At 30.3% G+C, this 17,979-nt stretch carries 30 protein-coding genes; 29 read left to right on the plus strand and 1 reads right to left on the minus strand.

Annotated features, from left to right (window positions below; all coding sequences use genetic code 11):
• Positions 1–3 precede the first annotated feature (3 nt).
• Genes fusA through ACTT9R_RS03915 form a run of 28 tightly spaced genes read left to right on the plus strand, consistent with a single transcriptional unit; the run spans position 4 to position 15,949 of the window.
• Positions 4–2,082, plus strand: coding sequence for an elongation factor G (gene fusA / locus ACTT9R_RS03780; protein WP_440926715.1), 2,079 nt, complete (start codon positions 4–6; stop codon positions 2,080–2,082).
• 2 nt (positions 2,083–2,084) lie between these two features.
• On the plus strand, positions 2,085–2,393 hold the full coding sequence (gene rpsJ / locus ACTT9R_RS03785) for a 30S ribosomal protein S10 (RefSeq protein ID WP_023853699.1): 309 nt from the start codon (positions 2,085–2,087) through the stop codon (positions 2,391–2,393).
• A gap of 2 nt (positions 2,394–2,395) precedes the next feature.
• Positions 2,396–3,106, plus strand: coding sequence for a 50S ribosomal protein L3 (gene rplC / locus ACTT9R_RS03790; protein ID WP_440926716.1), 711 nt, complete (start codon positions 2,396–2,398; stop codon positions 3,104–3,106).
• Complete coding sequence (gene rplD / locus ACTT9R_RS03795; RefSeq protein ID WP_440926717.1) at positions 3,106–3,729, plus strand: 50S ribosomal protein L4; 624 nt, start codon at positions 3,106–3,108, stop codon at positions 3,727–3,729. The genes rplC and rplD overlap by 1 nt, the downstream gene beginning before the upstream one ends.
• A gap of 1 nt (position 3,730) precedes the next feature.
• Positions 3,731–4,024: a 50S ribosomal protein L23 gene (gene rplW / locus ACTT9R_RS03800; protein WP_072091192.1), complete on the plus strand. Its 294-nt coding sequence runs from the start codon at positions 3,731–3,733 to the stop codon at positions 4,022–4,024.
• Between the two features lie 3 nt (positions 4,025–4,027).
• The gene (gene rplB / locus ACTT9R_RS03805) at positions 4,028–4,867 is read left to right on the plus strand and encodes a 50S ribosomal protein L2 (protein WP_440926718.1); all 840 of its coding nucleotides are present in this window, start codon (positions 4,028–4,030) and stop codon (positions 4,865–4,867) included.
• Entirely contained in the window at positions 4,867–5,163 is a 297-nt protein-coding gene (gene rpsS, locus ACTT9R_RS03810) for a 30S ribosomal protein S19 (protein WP_023853704.1), read from the plus strand. Before rplB ends, rpsS begins: the two co-directional genes overlap by 1 nt.
• Positions 5,164–5,165: 2 nt before the next feature.
• The gene (gene rplV / locus ACTT9R_RS03815; protein ID WP_440926719.1) at positions 5,166–5,564 is read left to right on the plus strand and encodes a 50S ribosomal protein L22; all 399 of its coding nucleotides are present in this window, start codon (positions 5,166–5,168) and stop codon (positions 5,562–5,564) included.
• Positions 5,548–6,228, plus strand: a complete 681-nt coding sequence (gene rpsC / locus ACTT9R_RS03820) for a 30S ribosomal protein S3 (protein ID WP_440926720.1) — start codon at positions 5,548–5,550, stop codon at positions 6,226–6,228. Before rplV ends, rpsC begins: the two co-directional genes overlap by 17 nt.
• The gene (rplP, locus tag ACTT9R_RS03825; RefSeq protein ID WP_075503628.1) at positions 6,228–6,638 is read left to right on the plus strand and encodes a 50S ribosomal protein L16; all 411 of its coding nucleotides are present in this window, start codon (positions 6,228–6,230) and stop codon (positions 6,636–6,638) included. Before rpsC ends, rplP begins: the two co-directional genes overlap by 1 nt.
• A complete protein-coding gene (gene rpmC, locus ACTT9R_RS03830) occupies positions 6,638–6,829 on the plus strand; it encodes a 50S ribosomal protein L29 (protein WP_023853708.1) in 192 nt (63 codons plus the stop codon). Before rplP ends, rpmC begins: the two co-directional genes overlap by 1 nt.
• Positions 6,822–7,058 carry a 30S ribosomal protein S17 gene (rpsQ, locus tag ACTT9R_RS03835; RefSeq protein WP_440926721.1) on the plus strand — a complete coding sequence of 79 codons (237 nt, stop codon included), beginning with the start codon at positions 6,822–6,824 and terminating at the stop codon, positions 7,056–7,058. Before rpmC ends, rpsQ begins: the two co-directional genes overlap by 8 nt.
• Positions 7,058–7,426: a 50S ribosomal protein L14 gene (rplN, locus tag ACTT9R_RS03840; protein WP_440926722.1), complete on the plus strand. Its 369-nt coding sequence runs from the start codon at positions 7,058–7,060 to the stop codon at positions 7,424–7,426. Before rpsQ ends, rplN begins: the two co-directional genes overlap by 1 nt.
• Positions 7,426–7,671 carry a 50S ribosomal protein L24 gene (gene rplX, locus ACTT9R_RS03845; RefSeq protein WP_440926723.1) on the plus strand — a complete coding sequence of 82 codons (246 nt, stop codon included), beginning with the start codon at positions 7,426–7,428 and terminating at the stop codon, positions 7,669–7,671. Before rplN ends, rplX begins: the two co-directional genes overlap by 1 nt.
• The gene (gene rplE / locus ACTT9R_RS03850) at positions 7,671–8,225 is read left to right on the plus strand and encodes a 50S ribosomal protein L5 (RefSeq protein ID WP_440926724.1); all 555 of its coding nucleotides are present in this window, start codon (positions 7,671–7,673) and stop codon (positions 8,223–8,225) included. Before rplX ends, rplE begins: the two co-directional genes overlap by 1 nt.
• A gap of 2 nt (positions 8,226–8,227) precedes the next feature.
• A complete protein-coding gene (gene rpsN, locus ACTT9R_RS03855; RefSeq protein ID WP_023853713.1) occupies positions 8,228–8,533 on the plus strand; it encodes a 30S ribosomal protein S14 in 306 nt (101 codons plus the stop codon).
• An 11-nt stretch (positions 8,534–8,544) separates the two neighbouring features.
• On the plus strand, positions 8,545–8,940 hold the full coding sequence (rpsH, locus tag ACTT9R_RS03860) for a 30S ribosomal protein S8 (protein WP_145597901.1): 396 nt from the start codon (positions 8,545–8,547) through the stop codon (positions 8,938–8,940).
• The gene (gene rplF / locus ACTT9R_RS03865) at positions 8,940–9,479 is read left to right on the plus strand and encodes a 50S ribosomal protein L6 (protein WP_440926725.1); all 540 of its coding nucleotides are present in this window, start codon (positions 8,940–8,942) and stop codon (positions 9,477–9,479) included. Before rpsH ends, rplF begins: the two co-directional genes overlap by 1 nt.
• Positions 9,479–9,835, plus strand: a complete 357-nt coding sequence (gene rplR, locus ACTT9R_RS03870) for a 50S ribosomal protein L18 (protein WP_440926726.1) — start codon at positions 9,479–9,481, stop codon at positions 9,833–9,835. The genes rplF and rplR overlap by 1 nt, the downstream gene beginning before the upstream one ends.
• Before the next feature lie 2 nt (positions 9,836–9,837).
• On the plus strand, positions 9,838–10,353 hold the full coding sequence (gene rpsE / locus ACTT9R_RS03875) for a 30S ribosomal protein S5 (protein ID WP_440926727.1): 516 nt from the start codon (positions 9,838–9,840) through the stop codon (positions 10,351–10,353).
• Positions 10,353–10,805 (plus strand): 50S ribosomal protein L15, encoded by a 453-nt coding sequence (rplO, locus tag ACTT9R_RS03880; protein ID WP_440926728.1) that lies wholly within the window; start codon positions 10,353–10,355, stop codon positions 10,803–10,805. The genes rpsE and rplO overlap by 1 nt, the downstream gene beginning before the upstream one ends.
• A gap of 9 nt (positions 10,806–10,814) precedes the next feature.
• The gene (gene secY / locus ACTT9R_RS03885) at positions 10,815–12,095 is read left to right on the plus strand and encodes a preprotein translocase subunit SecY (protein WP_440926729.1); all 1,281 of its coding nucleotides are present in this window, start codon (positions 10,815–10,817) and stop codon (positions 12,093–12,095) included.
• Positions 12,096–12,659, plus strand: coding sequence for an adenylate kinase (locus tag ACTT9R_RS03890; protein WP_440926730.1), 564 nt, complete (start codon positions 12,096–12,098; stop codon positions 12,657–12,659).
• 55 nt (positions 12,660–12,714) lie between these two features.
• Positions 12,715–13,098 carry a 30S ribosomal protein S13 gene (rpsM, locus tag ACTT9R_RS03895; RefSeq protein ID WP_023853721.1) on the plus strand — a complete coding sequence of 128 codons (384 nt, stop codon included), beginning with the start codon at positions 12,715–12,717 and terminating at the stop codon, positions 13,096–13,098.
• Positions 13,099–13,100: 2 nt separating this feature from the next.
• A complete protein-coding gene (gene rpsK, locus ACTT9R_RS03900) occupies positions 13,101–13,550 on the plus strand; it encodes a 30S ribosomal protein S11 (RefSeq protein WP_440907953.1) in 450 nt (149 codons plus the stop codon).
• On the plus strand, positions 13,550–14,578 hold the full coding sequence (locus ACTT9R_RS03905) for a DNA-directed RNA polymerase subunit alpha (RefSeq protein ID WP_440926731.1): 1,029 nt from the start codon (positions 13,550–13,552) through the stop codon (positions 14,576–14,578). Before rpsK ends, ACTT9R_RS03905 begins: the two co-directional genes overlap by 1 nt.
• Complete coding sequence (rplQ, locus tag ACTT9R_RS03910) at positions 14,578–15,021, plus strand: 50S ribosomal protein L17 (RefSeq protein ID WP_440926732.1); 444 nt, start codon at positions 14,578–14,580, stop codon at positions 15,019–15,021. Before ACTT9R_RS03905 ends, rplQ begins: the two co-directional genes overlap by 1 nt.
• A gap of 10 nt (positions 15,022–15,031) precedes the next feature.
• Positions 15,032–15,949 (plus strand): RluA family pseudouridine synthase, encoded by a 918-nt coding sequence (locus ACTT9R_RS03915; protein WP_440926733.1) that lies wholly within the window; start codon positions 15,032–15,034, stop codon positions 15,947–15,949.
• Here the strand turns inward: ACTT9R_RS03915 and lipB are convergent.
• A complete protein-coding gene (lipB, locus tag ACTT9R_RS03920) occupies positions 15,927–16,544 on the minus strand; it encodes a lipoyl(octanoyl) transferase LipB (protein WP_440926734.1) in 618 nt (205 codons plus the stop codon). The genes ACTT9R_RS03915 and lipB overlap by 23 nt on opposite strands.
• 61 nt (positions 16,545–16,605) lie before the next feature.
• Here lipB and mgtE point away from each other — a divergent pair, with 61 nt between their 5' ends.
• On the plus strand, positions 16,606–17,979 hold the full coding sequence (gene mgtE, locus ACTT9R_RS03925; protein WP_440926735.1) for a magnesium transporter: 1,374 nt from the start codon (positions 16,606–16,608) through the stop codon (positions 17,977–17,979).

Consider the following 17,979-nt stretch of genomic DNA (forward strand, 5'->3'; position numbering starts at 1 on the left):
ATTATGGCTAGAACTCATACATTAGATAAATATAGAAATATTGGGATCATGGCCCATATAGATGCTGGTAAAACAACCACTACTGAAAGAGTTCTTTATTACACAGGTAAGAGTCACAAAATTGGCGAAGTGCACGATGGTGCAGCAACAATGGATTGGATGGAGCAAGAACAAGAAAGAGGAATTACAATTACATCTGCGGCAACTACTTGTTTTTGGAATGATCATAGAATTAATATTATAGACACCCCTGGTCACGTAGATTTTACTATTGAAGTAGAAAGGTCTTTGAAAGTTTTGGATGGTGCTGTTGCTGTTTTTGATGGTGTTGCAGGTGTAGAACCTCAATCTGAAACTGTATGGAGACAAGCAGATAAGTATAAAGTGCCAAGAATTTGTTTTGTTAATAAATTAGATAGAACAGGTGCTGATTTCTTTAGATGTGTAGATATGATTAGAGATAGGTTAGGTGCAAAACCTTTGGTGGTGCAAGTACCTATAGGCGTTGAAGCTTCCTTATCTGGTGTAGTTGATCTTGTTAAAATGAAAGCTCAAGTTTGGAAAAATGAGGCGCTAGGAGCTGAATGGGAATATAAAGATATTCCAGAAGACTTAAAAGAAATTTCAGAAAAATATAGAACAGAATTAGTGGAAACTGCTGTAGAGCAAGACGAAAAATTAATGGAATCTTACTTAAATGGAGATGAAATTAATGAGGAAGATTTAGTTAAGTGTATAAGAAAGGGAACATTGAATTTTAGTTTTGTTCCAGTTTTAACTGGTTCAGCATTCAAAAACAAAGGTGTTCAGCCCTTACTTGATGCTGTAGTAAATTATTTACCAAGTCCAGTAGATATTGGTTCTATTAAAGGAACTAAATTAGGTAGTGAGGATGAAATGGAAATGAAATTTGAAGATAGTGTTCCATTTTCTGCTTTAGCTTTTAAAGTAGCTAATGACCCATTTGTTGGCTCATTAACTTTTATTAGAATTTATTCAGGTACAATCAAAACTGGTACTGCGGTCTTCAATTCCTCTAAAGAGAAAGAAGAAAGAGTTGGAAGAATGCTTTTAATGCATGCAAATTCTCGTGAAGATATTAAAGAAGCTAATGCAGGCGACATAGTAGCTTTAGCAGGATTGAAAAATACTATCACAGGACACACACTATGTGACAAAGAAAATTCAGTTCTACTTGAACCAATGGAATTCCCTGATCCGGTAATTGAAATTGCAGTTGAACCAAAAACCAAAGCGGACCAAGAAAAAATGGGTGAAGCTTTAGGCAGGTTAGCTAAGGAAGATCCTTCTTTTAGAGTAACATCAGACGAAGAATCGGGACAGACAATTATTAAAGGTATGGGTGAATTACACTTGGATATTATTGTTGATAGAATGAAAAGAGAATTTAAAGTAGAGGCAAATGTCGGAGCTCCACAAGTTGCTTATAGAGAAACCATAGAAGCTGCTTCAGAGGTTGAATACACTCACAAAAAACAAAGTGGTGGTGCTGGTCAATTTGCAAAAGTTAAACTTTTAGTAGAGCCTCAAGAACCAGGTAAAGGTCGAGATGTTGAGAGTAAAATTAAAGGTGGTGCAATTCCAAAAGAATTTATTCCTGGTGTTGAAAAAGGGATAGAAACAATTTCAGATACTGGAATTTTAGCTGGTTTTCCAATGATTGATTATAAAGTAACGATCTTAGATGGTTTACATCACGATGTTGACTCAAGTGTTTTAGCGTTTGAATTAGCAAGTAGAGCTTGCTTTAAAGAGGCTTGTACAAAAGGTGGTTTAAAATTATTAGAACCTGTAATGAGAGTTGAAGTAGTAACACCTGAAGATTACATGGGTGATGTTATAGGTGATTTAAACAGTAGAAGAGGTCAAATCAGTACTCAGGAGCAAAGAGGAAATGCAACTGTAATTACAGCAATGGTTCCTTTGGCAAATATGTTTGGTTATATAAATAACTTAAGATCAATGTCTCAAGGAAGAGCACAATATTCAATGTTTTTTGATCATTATTCAAAAGTTCCTCAAAATGTTCAAGACGAAGTAACTAAGAAAATTGCAGGTTAATCATGGAAAAACAGAACATTAGAATTAAATTAAGAGCATATGACAATAAAGTTCTAGATGCTTCAACAGAAGAGATTGTTAATACAGTAAAAAGAACTGGTGCCACAATCAAAGGACCAATTCCATTACCTACAAGAATTGAAAGATACACAGTATTAAGATCACCTCACATAGATAAGAAAAGTAGAGAGCAATTTGAGTCAAGAACACACAAAAGATTAATCGATATTATTGAACCAACACCACAAACTGTAGAAGCATTAATGAAACTTGATTTAGCATCTGGTGTAGATGTGGAGATAAAAATTTAATTATGAGTGAGATAGCTTTATTAGGAAAGAAAATAGGTATGACGAGAGAATTCTATAAATCTGGTCAATTAGTTCCTGTGACTGTGCTTAAGGTTGAAAAAGCTAGAGTTATTCAGGTTATTGAAGAAGAAAAAAGAGGGTACAAGGCTGTTCAGCTTGGATATGGGAAAATTAAAAATTCAAAATTAACAAAAGCTATGAAAGGTGTTTTTGCTAAAAAAAATACTGAGGCTAAAAAAAAATTAAAAGAATTTAGAGTAAACGACACATCTGTTTACAAAGAAGGAAACGAGTTTGGTTTAGAAATATTCAAAGATATTAAATTTGTTGATACAAGATCAAAAACAATTGGTAAAGGTTTTGCTGGTGCTATGAAGAGACATAATTTTGGTGGTTTAAGAGCCAGTCATGGTGTTTCTATATCTCACAGAGCACATGGTTCAACAGGACATAGTCAAGATCCAGGAAAAGTTTTTAAAGGAAAAAAAATGGCTGGTCATATGGGTGATAAGCTAAGAACAATGCAAAATATTGAAATAATAAAAACTGACTTAGAAAACGAACTTCTTTACTTAAAAGGATCAATACCTGGTTCAAAAAATTCTGAAGTAATGGTTAAAAAATCAGTAAAAAATATAAGTAAAATGACAATTGGGGAGAAACAAGCAGCTGCTGAAGAGGCTAAAAAAACACCTGAGAAAAAGAAAAAATAATGAAATTAGATAAAATTAGCATAGACGGAAAAAAAGATAGTATTGAAGTTTTGGATAAGATTTTTTCTGCCAAAATTAACCATAAATTAGTTAGCGCTGTTCTATATAAATCAAATGCTAATTACAAAGGAAGACATGCCAAAACTAAACAACAAAATGAAGTAAAGGGACCAACTTCAAAAATATATGCTCAAAAAGGAACTGGTGGTGCAAGGCATGCTAGTAGAAAAGCTCCTATATTTGTTGGCGGTGGTATTGCTCATGGACCAAAAGGCGAATTGGCTTATAAAAAAAGAAAACTAAACAAAACTGAGAAAAAACAAAGCGTAGCTTCATTAATTACAGAAAAAAATAATAATAAAAACTTATTAATCTTAAACGACTTTAGTTCAGAAATTAAAAAAACTAAAGAGATGAACTCAATTATTAATAAACTTGAAATTACAAATTCACTAATAATTCTAGACAAAAATTCAAAAGAAAAAATCGAAAAATCTGCAAGAAATATTCCAAATGTTAAAGTTACAGATGTAAATCATTTCAGTGCTTACGACATTATTAAATTTAAAAAAGTAGTTTTCACAGAAAGTTCAGTTAAAGAATTAGAAAAGAGATATTCATAAAATGGAAAAAATTCACTTATACGACAAAATTCTTTCTCCAGTGGTTACTGAGAAATCTACTAATTTATCTGAACTTAATAAAATTGTTTTTAAAGTTCCGGATGGAGCAAATAAGAAAAATTTAAAAAAGAATATAGAAAAAATATTCAAAGTTAATGTGACTAAGATAAATATTATAAACAAACAAAACAGAACAAAAGTTACCAGAGGTAGAAAAGTAAAAGTATCTGGTTATAAAAAAGCAATAATAACTTTAAAAAAAGGTCAGAGTATTGATCTAACAACAGGAATTTAATAAATGGCATTAAAAACTTTTAAACCATACACAAAATCTACAAGAGGCACTATTTTAGTTGATAGAACTGGTTTATGGAAAGGTAAACCATTTAAGTCATTAGTCTCTCCAAAAAATGCAATGAAAGGTAGAAATAACAATGGTCATATTACCTCTATTAATAGGGCAGGTGGGCATAAAAAAATGTACAGACATGTTGATTTTTATAGAAAAAAATTTGACATGGAAGCTACAGTTCAAAGAATAGAATATGATCCAAATAGATCATGTTACATCATGTTAGTTAAATTTGATGATAATACGCATGCATACTTTTTAGCACCACAAAAAATTAAAGTTGGAGATAAAGTTGAAAGCGGTTCTAAAAAAGAAATTAAAGTAGGTAATTGTATGCCATTGCAAGACATTCCAGTAGGTATAAATATACATAATGTCGAGATACAACCAGGCGGTGGTGGAAAAATCGCTAGAGCTGCTGGTTCATCAGTTACCATTAGTGGTCTAGATGGAAACTATAGTTTAATAAAATTAGCCTCAGGTGAAGTTAGAAAAATAGATTCAAGAGCTTTGGCTACTATTGGAATTTTAAGTAATCCAGATCAAAAAAATATTAAAATTGGAAAAGCAGGTAGATCAAGATGGTTGGGCAGAAGACCTCATACAAGAGGTGTTGTTAAAAACCCAGTTGATCACCCACATGGAGGTGGTGAAGGTAAATCAGCTGGAGGAAGACATCCAGTATCACCTACAGGACAATCAGCCAAAGGTTTAAAAACCCGAGATAATAAGAGAACAGATAAATTTATAGTTAAGAGAAGAAATAAGAGGAAGGATACTAAGTAATGGCTAGAGCAGTTTGGAAAGGACCGTTTGTAGAAGAAAGCTTGATGAAGAAAGTGGACAAGTATAAAGACGATCCAAAGAAAATTCCTATTAAAACTTGGTCAAGAAAATCTACAATTTTACCAGATTTTGTAGGGGTCAGTTTTCAAATTTATAATGGGAAAAAATTTATACCTATAACTGTTTCAGAAGATATGGTTGGACATAAATTAGGCGAGTTTGCACCAACAAGAACGTTCTTTGGTCATACACCAGCTGATAAAAAAGCCAAACCAGCAACAGCAGAGAAGAAATAATTATGGGCAAGAAAAAGAAAATAGATAAATCTAACGATAAAACAGTAAAGTCTGTTAACAACGGTATTAGATCAAGTGTTAGAAAGTTAAATCCAATACTTAGAAGTATCGTTGGTAAAAAAGTTGATGTTGCTATTAGAGATTTACAGTTTTCAGAAAAGAGAGTTACCAGAGATGTTAGAAAAACTATTAGTTCAGCCGTAGCCAATGCTGAAAATAATTTTCAATATGACATTGATAAATTAATAGTTAAAGAGGCATATTGTGGAAAAAAAATAGTTATGAAAAGATTTAGACCTAGAGCTAAAGGAAGAGCAGCACCAATATTAAAACCTTGGTCAACTGTTACAATAATTTTATCAGAAGCAAAACAAATGGAGAAGCATGGGACAAAAAGTTAATCCTGTAGGTTTTAGATTAGGTGTCAACAGAGGATGGGATTCTGTTTGGTATGCTAAGAAAAAAGATTTTGGAAATTATTTAATCGAAGATTTTAAAATTAGAGAATATATCAAGAAAAATGTAATCAACTCAGGTGTATCTAAGGTTATGATCGAAAGGACATCAAATAAATGTTATGTTACAATCTATACTTCTAGACCAGGATTTGTGATTGGAAAAAAGGGAAGTGATATTGATAAAATTAAAAACAATCTCTCGAAATTAACTACAAATGAAGTAAATCTAAACATAAAAGAGGTAAAAAAACCTGAGACAAATGCTTATTTGGTAGCTGAAAATATTGCACAGCAGCTTGTTAAAAGAATCTCTTATAGAAGAGCCATGAAAAGAGCAATGCAATCATGTATTAGATTAGGTGCCAAGGGAATTAAGGTATCAGTTAGTGGAAGACTTGGTGGAAATGAAATAGCAAGGACAGAGTGGTTAAGAGATGGAAGCATTCCATCACATACCTTAAGAGCTGATATAGATTATGCAGAGGCAGAGGCTCTTACAACTTATGGAATTATTGGAATTAAAGTTTGGATTTATAAAGGTGAAGTTTTTGCTAGAGAATTTAGTCAAGAGACTAACAAGGTAACACCAAAGGAAGGTAAACAATAATGCTTCAACCAGTTAGAACAAAGTGGAGAAAAGCTCATAAAGGTAGAATTCATGGCACTGCTACAAGAGCAAGTACTATTAATTATGGTGCTTATGCATTAAAAGCTTTGCAACCGGAAAGAGTCACTGGAAAACAAATTGAAGCTGCGAGAGTTGCTTTAACAAGACATATGAAAAGACAGGGAAGAGTTTGGACAAGAATATTTCCAAATATACCAGTTTCTAAAAAACCAATCGAGGTCAGAATGGGTAAAGGAAAAGGTTCACCTGAATACTTTGCATGTAGAGTAAAACCAGGAAGAATATTGTTTGAAGTTGATGGAGTTTCTGAACAAATTGCTAAAGAAGCTCTGTACAAAGCATCAGCAAAATTACCTATTAAAACTAAAACGATAAAGAGATTTGCATAATGAAGAAACAAGAAATTAAAAAATTATCAAAGGACGAAATTGTGAAGAACATTGATAAGCTTAAAAAAGATCTTTTTAATTTCAGATTTCAAAAAATGAATTCACAAGTAACAAACCCAGCTAAAATTGGGGAAACTAGAAAAACAATAGCAAGATTAAAAACAATTTTAAAAGGAAAAGCAAATGCCTAAAAAAATACTTACAGGGGTAGTTATAAGCGATAAACCAAATAAAACAATTACCGTTATGGTAGAACGTAAATATTCTCACCCAGTTCTAAAAAAAGTAATCAGAGTTAGAAAAAACTATAATGCTCATGATGAAAATAATAAGTTCAAAACTGGTGACAAAGTTTCAATTATTGAAAGCAGACCTTTTTCTAAAAATAAAAAATTTGAAGTTATGGAGAGTACAAAATAATGATTGGTGTTCAAACAGAATTGCAAGTAGCTGACAATACTGGTGCAAAAAGAATTGAGTGCATTAAGGTATTAGGTGGATCAAAAAGAAGATACGCTAGCATTGGTGATACAATTGTAATTGCGGTTAAAGAAGCAATGCCTAAAGGAAAAGTTAAAAAGGGATCGGTTTATAAAGCTGTAGTCGTAAGGGTTAAAAAAGGAATTCACAGAAATGATGGTTCAAAAGTAAGATTTGATAATAATGCAGCTGTATTAGTTGATGACAAAGGAGAGCCAGTAGGTACAAGAATTTTTGGTCCAGTTACAAGAGAATTAAGAAGTAGAGGTCAAATGAAAATTATTTCTTTGGCACCGGAGGTTTTATAATGATTAAAAAAGGTTTGAAAGTAAGAGTTTTAACTGGAAAAGATAAAAAAAAAGAGGGTGAAGTTATCGAAATTGATAGAGTTAATCACAGAGCTAAAGTTAAAGAAATAAACATGATTAAAAAACACGTTAAAACAACAAAAGAGAAAAAAGGTGGAATTTTTTCAAAAGAAAGCTTTATTCATATTTCAAACTTAAAATTAATTGATGAAAAAGTAGCTAAGAAAAAAGAGGCTAAAAAATAATGACACCAAGATTAAAAGAAATATTCAATAAAGAAATTCAGCATGCATTAAAAGATCAGTTTGGTTTTAAAAATATTTATATGGCTCCAAGAATTGAGAAAGTTGTTTTAAATATGGGTCTTGGTTTAGATGCTACAGATTCTAAGATTTTAAAATCATGCGAAGAAGATATGGCTAAAATTACTGGACAAAAACCAGTTACAACTAAATTTAAAAAATCAGTAGCAAATTTTAAAACCAGAAAGGGATCAAATGCTGGTTTAAAGGTAACATTAAGAAAAAATAGAATGTATGAATTCTTAGACAGGTTAGTGAATATTGCATTACCAAGAATTAAAGATTTTCGAGGTTTATCACCAAAAGGGTTTGACAAATTTGGTAATTATACATTTGGAATTAAAGAGCATATAATTTTCCCAGAAGTAAGCTTTGATAGAGCAGATAAAGTTAGAGGTTTAGATATAGTAATAGTTATTAAAGCAATAAATAAAGAACATAGTTTTGCATTACTAGAAAAAATGAATTTTCCATTTATTAAACAAGGAGATAATTAAATATGGCTAAGTTAAGCGCTGTTAATAAAAATAAAAAAAGAATTAAGCTTTCAGATAGACTTTATAAAAAAAGACAAGCATTAAAGAAGATTGTAATGGATAAAAAGATTCCATTAGAAGAAAGATTTAAAGCGCAGCAAAAACTATCAAAACTGCCAAGAAACTCTGCTAAAACAAGAGTTATGAATAGATGCGAGATTACTGGAAGACCTCATGGTGTTTACAGAAAATTAAAGATTTCAAGAATTGCATTAAGACAATTAGGATTACAAGGAAAGATACCTGGCTTAGTTAAATCTAGCTGGTAGAAAGGAAAATTATGAGTTTAAGTGACCCAATAGGAGATATGATTGCAAGAGTGAAAAACGCTCAAGCTAGGAATCATAAAAAAGTAGAATTACCTTCATCTAATTTTAAAACAAAAATTGCAGATATACTTAAAAATGAGGGTTTTATTAAAGATTTTAAAGTAAGTTCTGAAGAAAAGAAACCAATGCTATCATTAGAACTTAAGTACCATTCAGGTAATCCAGTAATTAGTGCTTTTGAAAGAGTATCAAAACCTGGGAGAAGAATTTTTTCATCTGCCGATAGTTTACCTAAAATAAATAATGGTTTAGGAATTGCTATTGTTTCGACTCCAAAAGGAGTAATGACTGATATAGATGCTAGAAAACAAAAAGTTGGTGGCGAAATAATTTGTAAGGTGTTTTAATGTCTAAAATTGGTAAAATAAATATATCGATCCCTGAAAAAGTAAAAGTTGCTTTAGCAGGTAATATTATAAATATTGAAGGACCCTTAGGTAAAAAATCAATCAATGTTGATTTAGATATGTTTAATTTAGACATAATTGAAGGAAAAGAAATTTCAATTAAACCAAAAAAAGTAGATCAAAATTCAAAAAGACTTTGGGGAATGAATAGAAGTTTAATAAATAATGCTGTAATTGGATCAAGTACAGGTTATGAAAAAACATTAGAATTAGTAGGTGTTGGTTATAGAGCTGCCTTAAAAGGAAATCAGTTAAATTTACAATTGGGTTATAGTCACGATATCAATTTTGATATACCTGAAGGTATTAAAATTGCTGTTGAAAAACAAACAACATTAAAAATCACAGGTTCTGATAAGCAGTTAGTTGGTGAAGTTGCATCGAAAATTAAAACATTAAGAAAAATCGAACCTTATAAAGGTAAAGGTGTTCGAGAAAAAGGACAATATATTCTTAAAAAAGAGGGAAAGAAAAAGTAATGAAACTAAACACTAGTATTAGAAAAAGATTTAGAGTTAGCAACAAAGTTAAAAAAGTTGCTTCAAAAGATAGATTTAGATTAAGTATTTTTAGATCATCAAAAAATATTTCAGCTCAAATAATTGATGATACAAAAAATGTAACTTTGTTATCAGCTTCATCTGTAGAAAAAGATCTTAAATCATCTGATAAAGTTAATAAAACTCAATTATCTAAATTGGTTGCTCAAAAATTAGCTAAAAAAGCTCAAGAGAAAAAAATTACTAAAATTTACTTTGATAGAGGTTCTTACAAATATCATGGTAGAATTAAAGTTTTTGCAGAAACTCTAAGAGAAAATGGAATGGAATTTTAATTATGGAAAATTTAAAAGATAAAAAAACTGACGATATATTAGAAAAATTAGTCCATATAAATCGTATTACAAAAGTTGTTAAGGGTGGAAGAAGATTTGGATTTTCAGCACTTGTAGTTGTTGGAAATCAAGCAGGTAAAATTGGTATAGCTCACGCAAAAGCTAAACAAGTACCTGATGCTATAAAAAAAGCAAATGAGATGGCAAGAAGAAAACTTACTCATATACCTTTAAGGGAAGGAAGAACTATTCATCACGATGTTAAGGCAAAAGATGGCTCAGGTAGAATAGTGCTAAGAGCTGCTTCTAAAGGAACAGGTATTATTGCAGGCGGTCCTGTAAGAGCGGTATGCGAAGTTTTAGGAGTAAAAGATATTGTTGCAAAATCTATGGGAACTTCTAATGCGCACAATGTTATTAGAGCTACAATTAAAGCATTGATGAAACAAAGTTCACCAAAACAAATATCAGCAATTAGAAACAAAAAAATTTCTGAAATAATTGAAAAAAGAGGATAATGATTACTTTAAATAACAGAGAAAAAATCAATAAATCCAAAATGAGAGTAGGAAGAGGAATTGGTTCTGGAAAAGGCAAAACATCAGGTAGAGGTGTTAAAGGTCAAAAATCAAGATCCGGGGTGGCTATAAAAAGTTTTGAAGGCGGTCAAATGCCATTATACAGAAGACTCCCAAAAAGAGGTTTTAATCCGATATCAAAAGAGAGTATTGCAATTTTAAATCTAGATAAAATTCAATCTTTCATAGACAAAAAAAATATTAGTACAAATGAGGTATTAAACTCAGAATTACTAATAAAACTTAAATTAATAAATAAGAACTCAAAAAAATTAAAAATTTTAGGTTCTGGTGAAGTAAAAGATAAAATTAATATCGAAGCTGACCTGGCCTCTAAATCAGCAATAGAAAAACTTGAAAAAATTGGTGGATCTATTCAATTAAAAAAATAGTTCGTTTATATGAGCGCATCATCATCAACAAATGATTTAAGAAATAGAATTATATTTACTATTTTAATTTTAGCTGTTTATAGATTTGGAACTTTTGTACCTTTACCGGGTATAGACCCAGAACAATTGAAAATAATGATGGAAGGCAATCAAAAAGGATTGCTAGGTATGTTTAATGTTTTTGCAGGAGGTGCAGTTAGTAGAATGGCAATATTTGCTTTAGGTATAATGCCTTACATTTCTTCTGCAATTATAGTTCAACTTTTGACTGGTGTTTCTGATTATTTTAAAAATCTAAAAGCGCAAGGTGAGACAGGAAGAGCCAAAATTACGCAAATCACTAGATATGGAACAGTATTACTTGCAACAGTTCAAGGATATGGTTTGTCTGTTGGTTTAGAGTCATCGGCTGACTTAGTAATTAATCCAGGGGCTTTTTTTAAAATAACTACTGTAACAACCATTGTTGCAGGGACAATATTTTTAATGTGGTTAGGTGAACAAATTACTCAAAGAGGTATTGGAAATGGAATATCGTTAATAATTTTTGCAGGTATTGTAGCCGAAATTCCAAGAGCTTTAGTTACAACTTTTGAATTAGGTAGAACAGGCGCTGTCTCAACATTTATGATACTAGCTATATTTGTTCTATTAATAGTAACAATTCTTTTTGTAGTTTTTATGGAAAGAGCATTAAGAAAAATTCTTGTTAATTATCCAAAAAGACAAATGGGAAACAAGATGTATGGAGGAGAGTCATCACATTTACCTTTAAAAATAAATCAGGCTGGAGTAATTCCTGCAATTTTTGCTTCAGCACTTCTGTTACTACCAGTAACATTCTCAAATTTCTCATTTTCTAACAATGAAACATTTTTAAACTTGAGCTCTTATTTTACTCAAGGACAACCCCTTTATATGTTACTTTATGCGTCAGGAATAATATTTTTTACTTTTTTTTATACTTCTATAACATTCAATCCAACGGAAACTGCTGAGAATCTTAGAAAGTACGGAGGCTTTGTACCAGGTATTAGACCGGGTGAAAGTACAGCCTTATATATTCAAAATATTTCAACAAAACTAACTACTATTGGAGCTCTCTATTTAACATTAGTTTGTTTGATGCCCGAGTTTCTAATTGCAAACTATCCAATACCTTTTTATTTAGGTGGTGCATCTATATTAATTGTTGTTGTAGTAGCCATTGATACTGTAACACAAATACAAACAAGGTTAATGAGCTCACAATATGAACAACTGATAAAAAAAACAAAATTTGGTAAGTAAGTGAATATAATTTTATTTGGACCTCCTGGTGCTGGAAAAGGTACTCAGTCTAAATATCTAGTAAATAAATTAAATGCTTTTCAAATTTCAACAGGCGATCTTTTAAGAGAAGAAATCAAAAAAAATTCAAACATTGGTAAAGCCATAACCAATGATATGAAGAATGGAAAATTTATTAGTGATGATATTGTTAATAAACTTATAAAAAATTTTATTTCTGATCCTCAAAAAAAAAATAAATTAATCTTTGATGGATATCCTCGATCATTAAGTCAGGCTAAAAATTTAGAAGTGTTACTAAAAAATTCAAATCAGTGTATAGATTTAATTTTATTTCTAAACGTTGATAAAGAAACAATTCTTAAAAGGCTTGAGAAGAGAAAAATTATAGAAAATAGGTCTGATGATGATACTCATACGATAGTTAAGAGGTATGAGAAATACATGGAAACAACCCAACCCGTTCTAAATTTCTACTCTGAGAATCCAAATTTTAAAGAGATTAACGGAGGCTTAGAAATTGAGGAAATAACAAGGAAAATAGACACTTTTATCAATGTATAAGACGTTGACTTTGATTAATCTTCTTATATAAAAGTCACAATTTATCACAAAAATTATGGCTCGTATCGCAGGTATAAACATTCCACAGAATAAGCTTGTTCATATAGGTTTAACTTATATTTATGGAATAGGTGATAAATTCTCTCAGCAAATTTGTTCATCTTTAGAAATTCCAAGAGCTAAAAGAGTAAATGAATTAACAGATGAAGAGATTTTAAAAATCAGAGAGTACATCGATCAAAACTTTAAAGTAGAAGGTGATTTAAGAAGAGATTACTCATTAAGTATTAAAAGATTAATCGATTTAGCTTGTTACAGAGGAACAAGACATAGAAAAAAATTACCCGTTAGAGGTCAAAGAACTAGATGTAATGCAAGGACAAGAAAAGGAAAAGCAATCGCTATTGCTGGAAAAAAATTAACACCAACTAAAAAATAGTTATGGCTAAAACTGATAAGGTTGAGAATAAAGATCAGAAGGTAGAAAAGTCTACTAAAAAAAGTGTAAAGAGTTCTTATTCAAAAAAAAAGAAAGTTAAAAAGAATATTTTAAATGGGATTGCTTATGTTCAATCAACATTTAATAATACCATCATCTCTATTGCTGATACAAATGGAAATGTAATTTCCTGGGCATCTGCTGGACAAAAAGGGTTTAAGGGTTCAAGAAAGTCTACTCCTTACGCTGCACAGATCGCAGCAGATTCAGCAGCTTCTAAAGCTCTTGAGTATGGAATGAAAACATTATCTGTTGAAGTTAAAGGACCTGGATCAGGAAGAGAAACAGCTTTAAGAGCATTGCAAGCTAGAGGATTTAAGATTTTGTCAATAAAAGATACTACGCCCATGCCTCATAATGGAACTAGACCACCAAAAAAAAGGAGAGTTTAATGGAAGTTGAAAATGTTAATGTAAAAAATTGGAAGTCATTAATTAAACCATCTAAATTAGATGTTCAAATAAGTGATGACTTAACACATGCAAAAATAGTGGCTGAGCCTTTAGAAAAAGGTTATGGATTAACTTTAGGAAATTCTTTAAGAAGAATTTTATTGTCATCAATAAGAGGTGCAGCTGTAACATCTATTCAAATTGATGGAGTTTTACACGAATTCACTTCTATAAAAGGTGTTAGAGAAGATGTGACCGATATCGTTTTAAATGTAAAATCTTTAGCATTAAAAAGTAATTCAGAGGGTACAAAAAAATTAATCTTAGACGCAAAAGGACCTGGAGAAATTAAAGCTTCAGATATAGCTCCAGTTGCAGATGTTGAAATTTTAAATCCTGATTTAGTTATTTGTAATTTAGACGAAAATACTACTTTTCATATGGAGATGAATGTTAACACAGGTAAAGGATATGTTCCCGCAGAGCTAAATAAACCTGAAGAACCACCATTAGGTCTTATTGCTATAGACTCACTTTATAGTCCAGTAAAAAAAGTTTCATATTCAGTAAGCACTGCTAGAGAAGGCAAAGCATTAGATTATGATAAATTAATTATGGAAGTTGAAACCAATGGATCAATTTCTGCTGAAGATGCTGTAGCTTATTCAGCTAGAATTTTCCAGGATCAGCTTAAAATGTTTATAAACTTTGATGAGCCAGTTGAAGCTCCTGTAAAAGAAGTTTCTACTGAACCTGAATTTAACAAAAACTTGCTAAGAAAAGTGGATGAATTAGAGCTATCAGTTAGATCAATGAACTGCTTGAAAAATGATAATATTATTTATATCGGAGATCTTGTTCAAAAATCTGAAGGTGAAATGTTGCGAACACCTAATTTTGGAAGAAAATCATTAAATGAAATTAAAGAAGTTTTAACAGGCATGTCTCTATATTTAGGAATGGAAATTCCTAACTGGCCACCAGACAACATTGCAGAAATGTCTAAGAAATTGGAGGAAGCAATTTAATGAGACATGGTTTGGCAAATAAAAAGTTAAATAGAACATCAGAGCACAGAAAAGCTTTACTTAAGAATATGCTAAATTCTTTGATTAAGTATGAGCAGATAAAAACTACTTTGCCAAAAGCTAAATTTCTAAAACCTCAAGCCGATAAAATAATAACATTAGGAAAAAAAGAAACTTTACAGACAACCAAAATGTTGGTTTCTAAACTACAAGATATTAAATCAGCTAATAAAGTTAAAAAAACACTTTCTAAAAGATATCAGAATAGAAATGGTGGTTACACAAGAATAATTAAAGCTGGATTTAGATATGGGGACAATGCTCCAATGGCAATAATTGAATTTGTTGATAGAGACGTTGAAGCAAAGAGAGTTGATAAACCAAAAAAAAATACAACAAAAGATACTCCTAAAACGGAAGAGAAAAAACAAGCTACAGCTTAAATCTTAAATCATGAAAAAATCTTACATCGTTGATTCAACGTGTAATGATATGCGTTTGGACAGATGGTTGAGATTAAAAATTGGAAAAATTCCACAAAGTCTTGTTGAAAAATATTTGAGAACAGGAAAAATAAAGCTTAATAAAAAGAAAGTAAAAAGTTCTTTTAAAGTAAAAACAAAAGATGAAATAAATTTATTTAATATTGAATTTAAAGACTCAATTCAGCAAAAAAAGATTAAGTTTTTACCATCAAAAGAAATTGTCAAATCAAATGAGGATCAAATTATTGATAACAATGATAATTTTGTAGTTTTAAATAAAGCTTCAGGTATATCAGTACAAGGTGGAACTAAATCAAAAAAAAATCTAGTTGATATTTTTGCTAAAAGTGAAATTTTTGAAGGAACAAAACCATATACTGTTCATAGATTAGATAAAGATACTTCTGGAGTTTTTATTATGGCTAAAAACAGAGAGAGCGCTCAATTACTTACTTCTTTATTTAGACTAAGAAAAGTACACAAAACTTATTTAGCTATCTGCCAAGGCGAAATTAATAAAAAATCTGGTATATGGGATGATGATTTAATTAGGTACGACGGTGATAAAAAAATAATCGAAAAAGCAAAAACAATTTTTACAGTTATTGATAAAAATTCTGAAGCAAGTTTATTAGAATTAAAACCTGTTACTGGAAGGAAACATCAGTTAAGAAAACAATTATATGCAATTGGAAATCCTATATTTGGAGATACAAAATATAAATTGTCAAATTCCAATAAAGGAGTTAATAAAAATTTAATGTTACATTCATATCAAATTAAATTTAAAATTAATGACATAAAACATACTTATTCAGCGTTGTTACCTGATTATTTTAAAAAACTTTTAAAATCCAAAAGACTTAGATTTTCAAATTTGAAATAAAATTTTTAATTAATATATTACTTAGATTTGAGTAATCCTGATTTAAAATATTTTTTAAATTAGTTACTCCTTTATCTGAAATACCACATGGTATAATTTTTTTATAATTTTCCAGATCATTATTTATATTTATAGCAAAACCATGATAGGCAATCCATTTGCTAACTCTGATACCTATTGCAGCAATTTTTTTAACTTCATTATTAGATTTATGCCATATTCCAATATTATCTTTATCTGGAAAAGTTTCTATTTTATAAAATTTTAAAGTTTGAATTATTGTTTTTTCGATAATTGTTATAAATTTTCTGATATCCTTTTTTTTTCTTAAATCTAAAACAAAATAACAAATTAATTGGCCTGGCCCATGGTAAGTAATTTTACCGCCTCTATTTGTTTTTAATATTTTGACGGATTTATCAATAATTTCATTCTCTTTATATGAAGTTCCTGCAGTAAAAACTTCATTATGCTCTAAAGTCCAAATTAATTCTTGCTCATTATTTTCATATAAATCCTTTAATCTTGACTCTAGTACATTAATAGCATCAAAATAATTTACTGGTTTTATTGACTTTTTGATCTGTATGTTCATTTATAATTTGTATTATCTTTATTATGTATTAATAGTGCAAATCTAAATTATAGGAAGATTTATGTCTTTAACTAAAAAAACTAAAGATAAAAAAGTAAATTTTGAGTTTAATAAAGAATATATAAGAGTTGTTACTAGCAAAATAGCTAACAATGATGCTCAATTTATTACCAATTCATTTAATGAAATGCACCCTGCTGATGCTGCAGATATTATCGAACACCTTAGCGAAGGAGATAGAGAAAGTTTAATTAAACTAAATAATTTCAATATTGATCCGGAGGTTTTTGTTGAATTAAACGAGTCTATTCAATCAGAAATTATCACATATTTATCTTCAGAGTCTATAGTAAGTATTCTAAAAGGTTTAGAGTCGGATGATGCTATATCTATATTAGAAAATGTTCCTGAAGAGGATAAAAATGCTATCCTTAGCTCTTTACCCCCTAAAGATAGATTTGCTCTTTTAGAAAGCTTAAGCTATCCAGAAGACACTGCTGCTAGACTTATGCAGCGTGAATTTACAGCTATACCAAGTAATTGGTCTGTAGGTCAAACAATTGACTATTTAAGAGAAAACAAAGATTTACCAGAGGAGTTTTTAGAAATTTTTATTGTTAATGAGGATTTTAAACCAATAGGTACTGTTCCTTCATCTAAAGTTTTAACAACACCTAGAGATACTAAAATGGTAACAATTATGTCAGAATCTCAATTATTAATACCTGTTGAAATGGATAAAGAAGAGGTTGCTAACTTATTTGAAAATTACAATTTAAATTCAGCCGCCGTTGTAGACAAAAATAATAAATTAGTAGGTATGATTATGAACGATGACGTTTTAACAGTCTTGAAAGAAGAAGCTGAAGAAGATGCTTTAAGATTAGCAGGGGTAGGAGATGAGGAAATTACCGATGGAGTAGTAAAAAAAACAAAAAGAAGATTCAATTGGCTTTTACTTAATTTATTTACTGCCTTTTTAGCCACATGGTGCATTAGTTTATTTGGAGCAACAATCGAACAAATGGTAGTATTAGCTTTCTTGATGCCTATTGTAGCTTCAATGGGAGGAAATGCTGGAATGCAAACACTTGCAGTTACAGTAAGAACTATAGCTACAAATGATTTAACTCAAAATAATTTTTCATCTAATGTATTTAAAGAATTTTCTATTGGTATTTTAAATGGAATTATATTTGCAGGAATAAGTGCTTTAATTGTACAGATATGGTTTCAAGATAGTATCCTTTCACTGATCATAGCGATATCAATGGTACTAACAATGATTATAGCTGGATTATTTGGTATTTTAGTTCCTTTTACCCTAAAAAAAATGAATATAGATCCAGCGATTGCTTCAAGTGTTTTTGTGACAACAATTACAGATGTAATTGGTTTTGTTTCTTTCTTGGGAGTTGGAGCTTACTTTTTATAA

It is taken from the genome of Candidatus Pelagibacter sp. (assembly GCF_052049835.1).
GTDB lineage: Bacteria > Pseudomonadota > Alphaproteobacteria > Pelagibacterales > Pelagibacteraceae > Pelagibacter.

Coding starts and splice junctions, on each gene's coding strand:
- rplO (WP_440926728.1), top strand. CDS start 10,353: ATGATTACTTTAAATAACAGAGAAAAAATCAATAAATCCAAAATGAGA.
- rplB (WP_440926718.1), top strand. CDS start 4,028: ATGGCATTAAAAACTTTTAAACCATACACAAAATCTACAAGAGGCACT.
- rpsE (WP_440926727.1), top strand. CDS start 9,838: ATGGAAAATTTAAAAGATAAAAAAACTGACGATATATTAGAAAAATTA.
- rplE (WP_440926724.1), top strand. CDS start 7,671: ATGACACCAAGATTAAAAGAAATATTCAATAAAGAAATTCAGCATGCA.
- rplQ (WP_440926732.1), top strand. CDS start 14,578: ATGAGACATGGTTTGGCAAATAAAAAGTTAAATAGAACATCAGAGCAC.
- rpsC (WP_440926720.1), top strand. CDS start 5,548: ATGGGACAAAAAGTTAATCCTGTAGGTTTTAGATTAGGTGTCAACAGA.
- rplR (WP_440926726.1), top strand. CDS start 9,479: ATGAAACTAAACACTAGTATTAGAAAAAGATTTAGAGTTAGCAACAAA.
- rplF (WP_440926725.1), top strand. CDS start 8,940: ATGTCTAAAATTGGTAAAATAAATATATCGATCCCTGAAAAAGTAAAA.
- rpsQ (WP_440926721.1), top strand. CDS start 6,822: ATGCCTAAAAAAATACTTACAGGGGTAGTTATAAGCGATAAACCAAAT.
- rpsH (WP_145597901.1), top strand. CDS start 8,545: ATGAGTTTAAGTGACCCAATAGGAGATATGATTGCAAGAGTGAAAAAC.
- fusA (WP_440926715.1), top strand. CDS start 4: ATGGCTAGAACTCATACATTAGATAAATATAGAAATATTGGGATCATG.
- rplD (WP_440926717.1), top strand. CDS start 3,106: ATGAAATTAGATAAAATTAGCATAGACGGAAAAAAAGATAGTATTGAA.
- rpsM (WP_023853721.1), top strand. CDS start 12,715: ATGGCTCGTATCGCAGGTATAAACATTCCACAGAATAAGCTTGTTCAT.
- rpsJ (WP_023853699.1), top strand. CDS start 2,085: ATGGAAAAACAGAACATTAGAATTAAATTAAGAGCATATGACAATAAA.
- ACTT9R_RS03905 (WP_440926731.1), top strand. CDS start 13,550: ATGGAAGTTGAAAATGTTAATGTAAAAAATTGGAAGTCATTAATTAAA.
- rplV (WP_440926719.1), top strand. CDS start 5,166: ATGGGCAAGAAAAAGAAAATAGATAAATCTAACGATAAAACAGTAAAG.
- rpmC (WP_023853708.1), top strand. CDS start 6,638: ATGAAGAAACAAGAAATTAAAAAATTATCAAAGGACGAAATTGTGAAG.
- rpsN (WP_023853713.1), top strand. CDS start 8,228: ATGGCTAAGTTAAGCGCTGTTAATAAAAATAAAAAAAGAATTAAGCTT.
- rpsS (WP_023853704.1), top strand. CDS start 4,867: ATGGCTAGAGCAGTTTGGAAAGGACCGTTTGTAGAAGAAAGCTTGATG.
- rplP (WP_075503628.1), top strand. CDS start 6,228: ATGCTTCAACCAGTTAGAACAAAGTGGAGAAAAGCTCATAAAGGTAGA.
- rplW (WP_072091192.1), top strand. CDS start 3,731: ATGGAAAAAATTCACTTATACGACAAAATTCTTTCTCCAGTGGTTACT.
- ACTT9R_RS03915 (WP_440926733.1), top strand. CDS start 15,032: ATGAAAAAATCTTACATCGTTGATTCAACGTGTAATGATATGCGTTTG.
- rplC (WP_440926716.1), top strand. CDS start 2,396: ATGAGTGAGATAGCTTTATTAGGAAAGAAAATAGGTATGACGAGAGAA.
- secY (WP_440926729.1), top strand. CDS start 10,815: ATGAGCGCATCATCATCAACAAATGATTTAAGAAATAGAATTATATTT.
- mgtE (WP_440926735.1), top strand. CDS start 16,606: ATGTCTTTAACTAAAAAAACTAAAGATAAAAAAGTAAATTTTGAGTTT.
- rpsK (WP_440907953.1), top strand. CDS start 13,101: ATGGCTAAAACTGATAAGGTTGAGAATAAAGATCAGAAGGTAGAAAAG.
- rplX (WP_440926723.1), top strand. CDS start 7,426: ATGATTAAAAAAGGTTTGAAAGTAAGAGTTTTAACTGGAAAAGATAAA.
- lipB (WP_440926734.1), bottom strand. CDS start 16,544: ATGAACATACAGATCAAAAAGTCAATAAAACCAGTAAATTATTTTGAT.
- rplN (WP_440926722.1), top strand. CDS start 7,058: ATGATTGGTGTTCAAACAGAATTGCAAGTAGCTGACAATACTGGTGCA.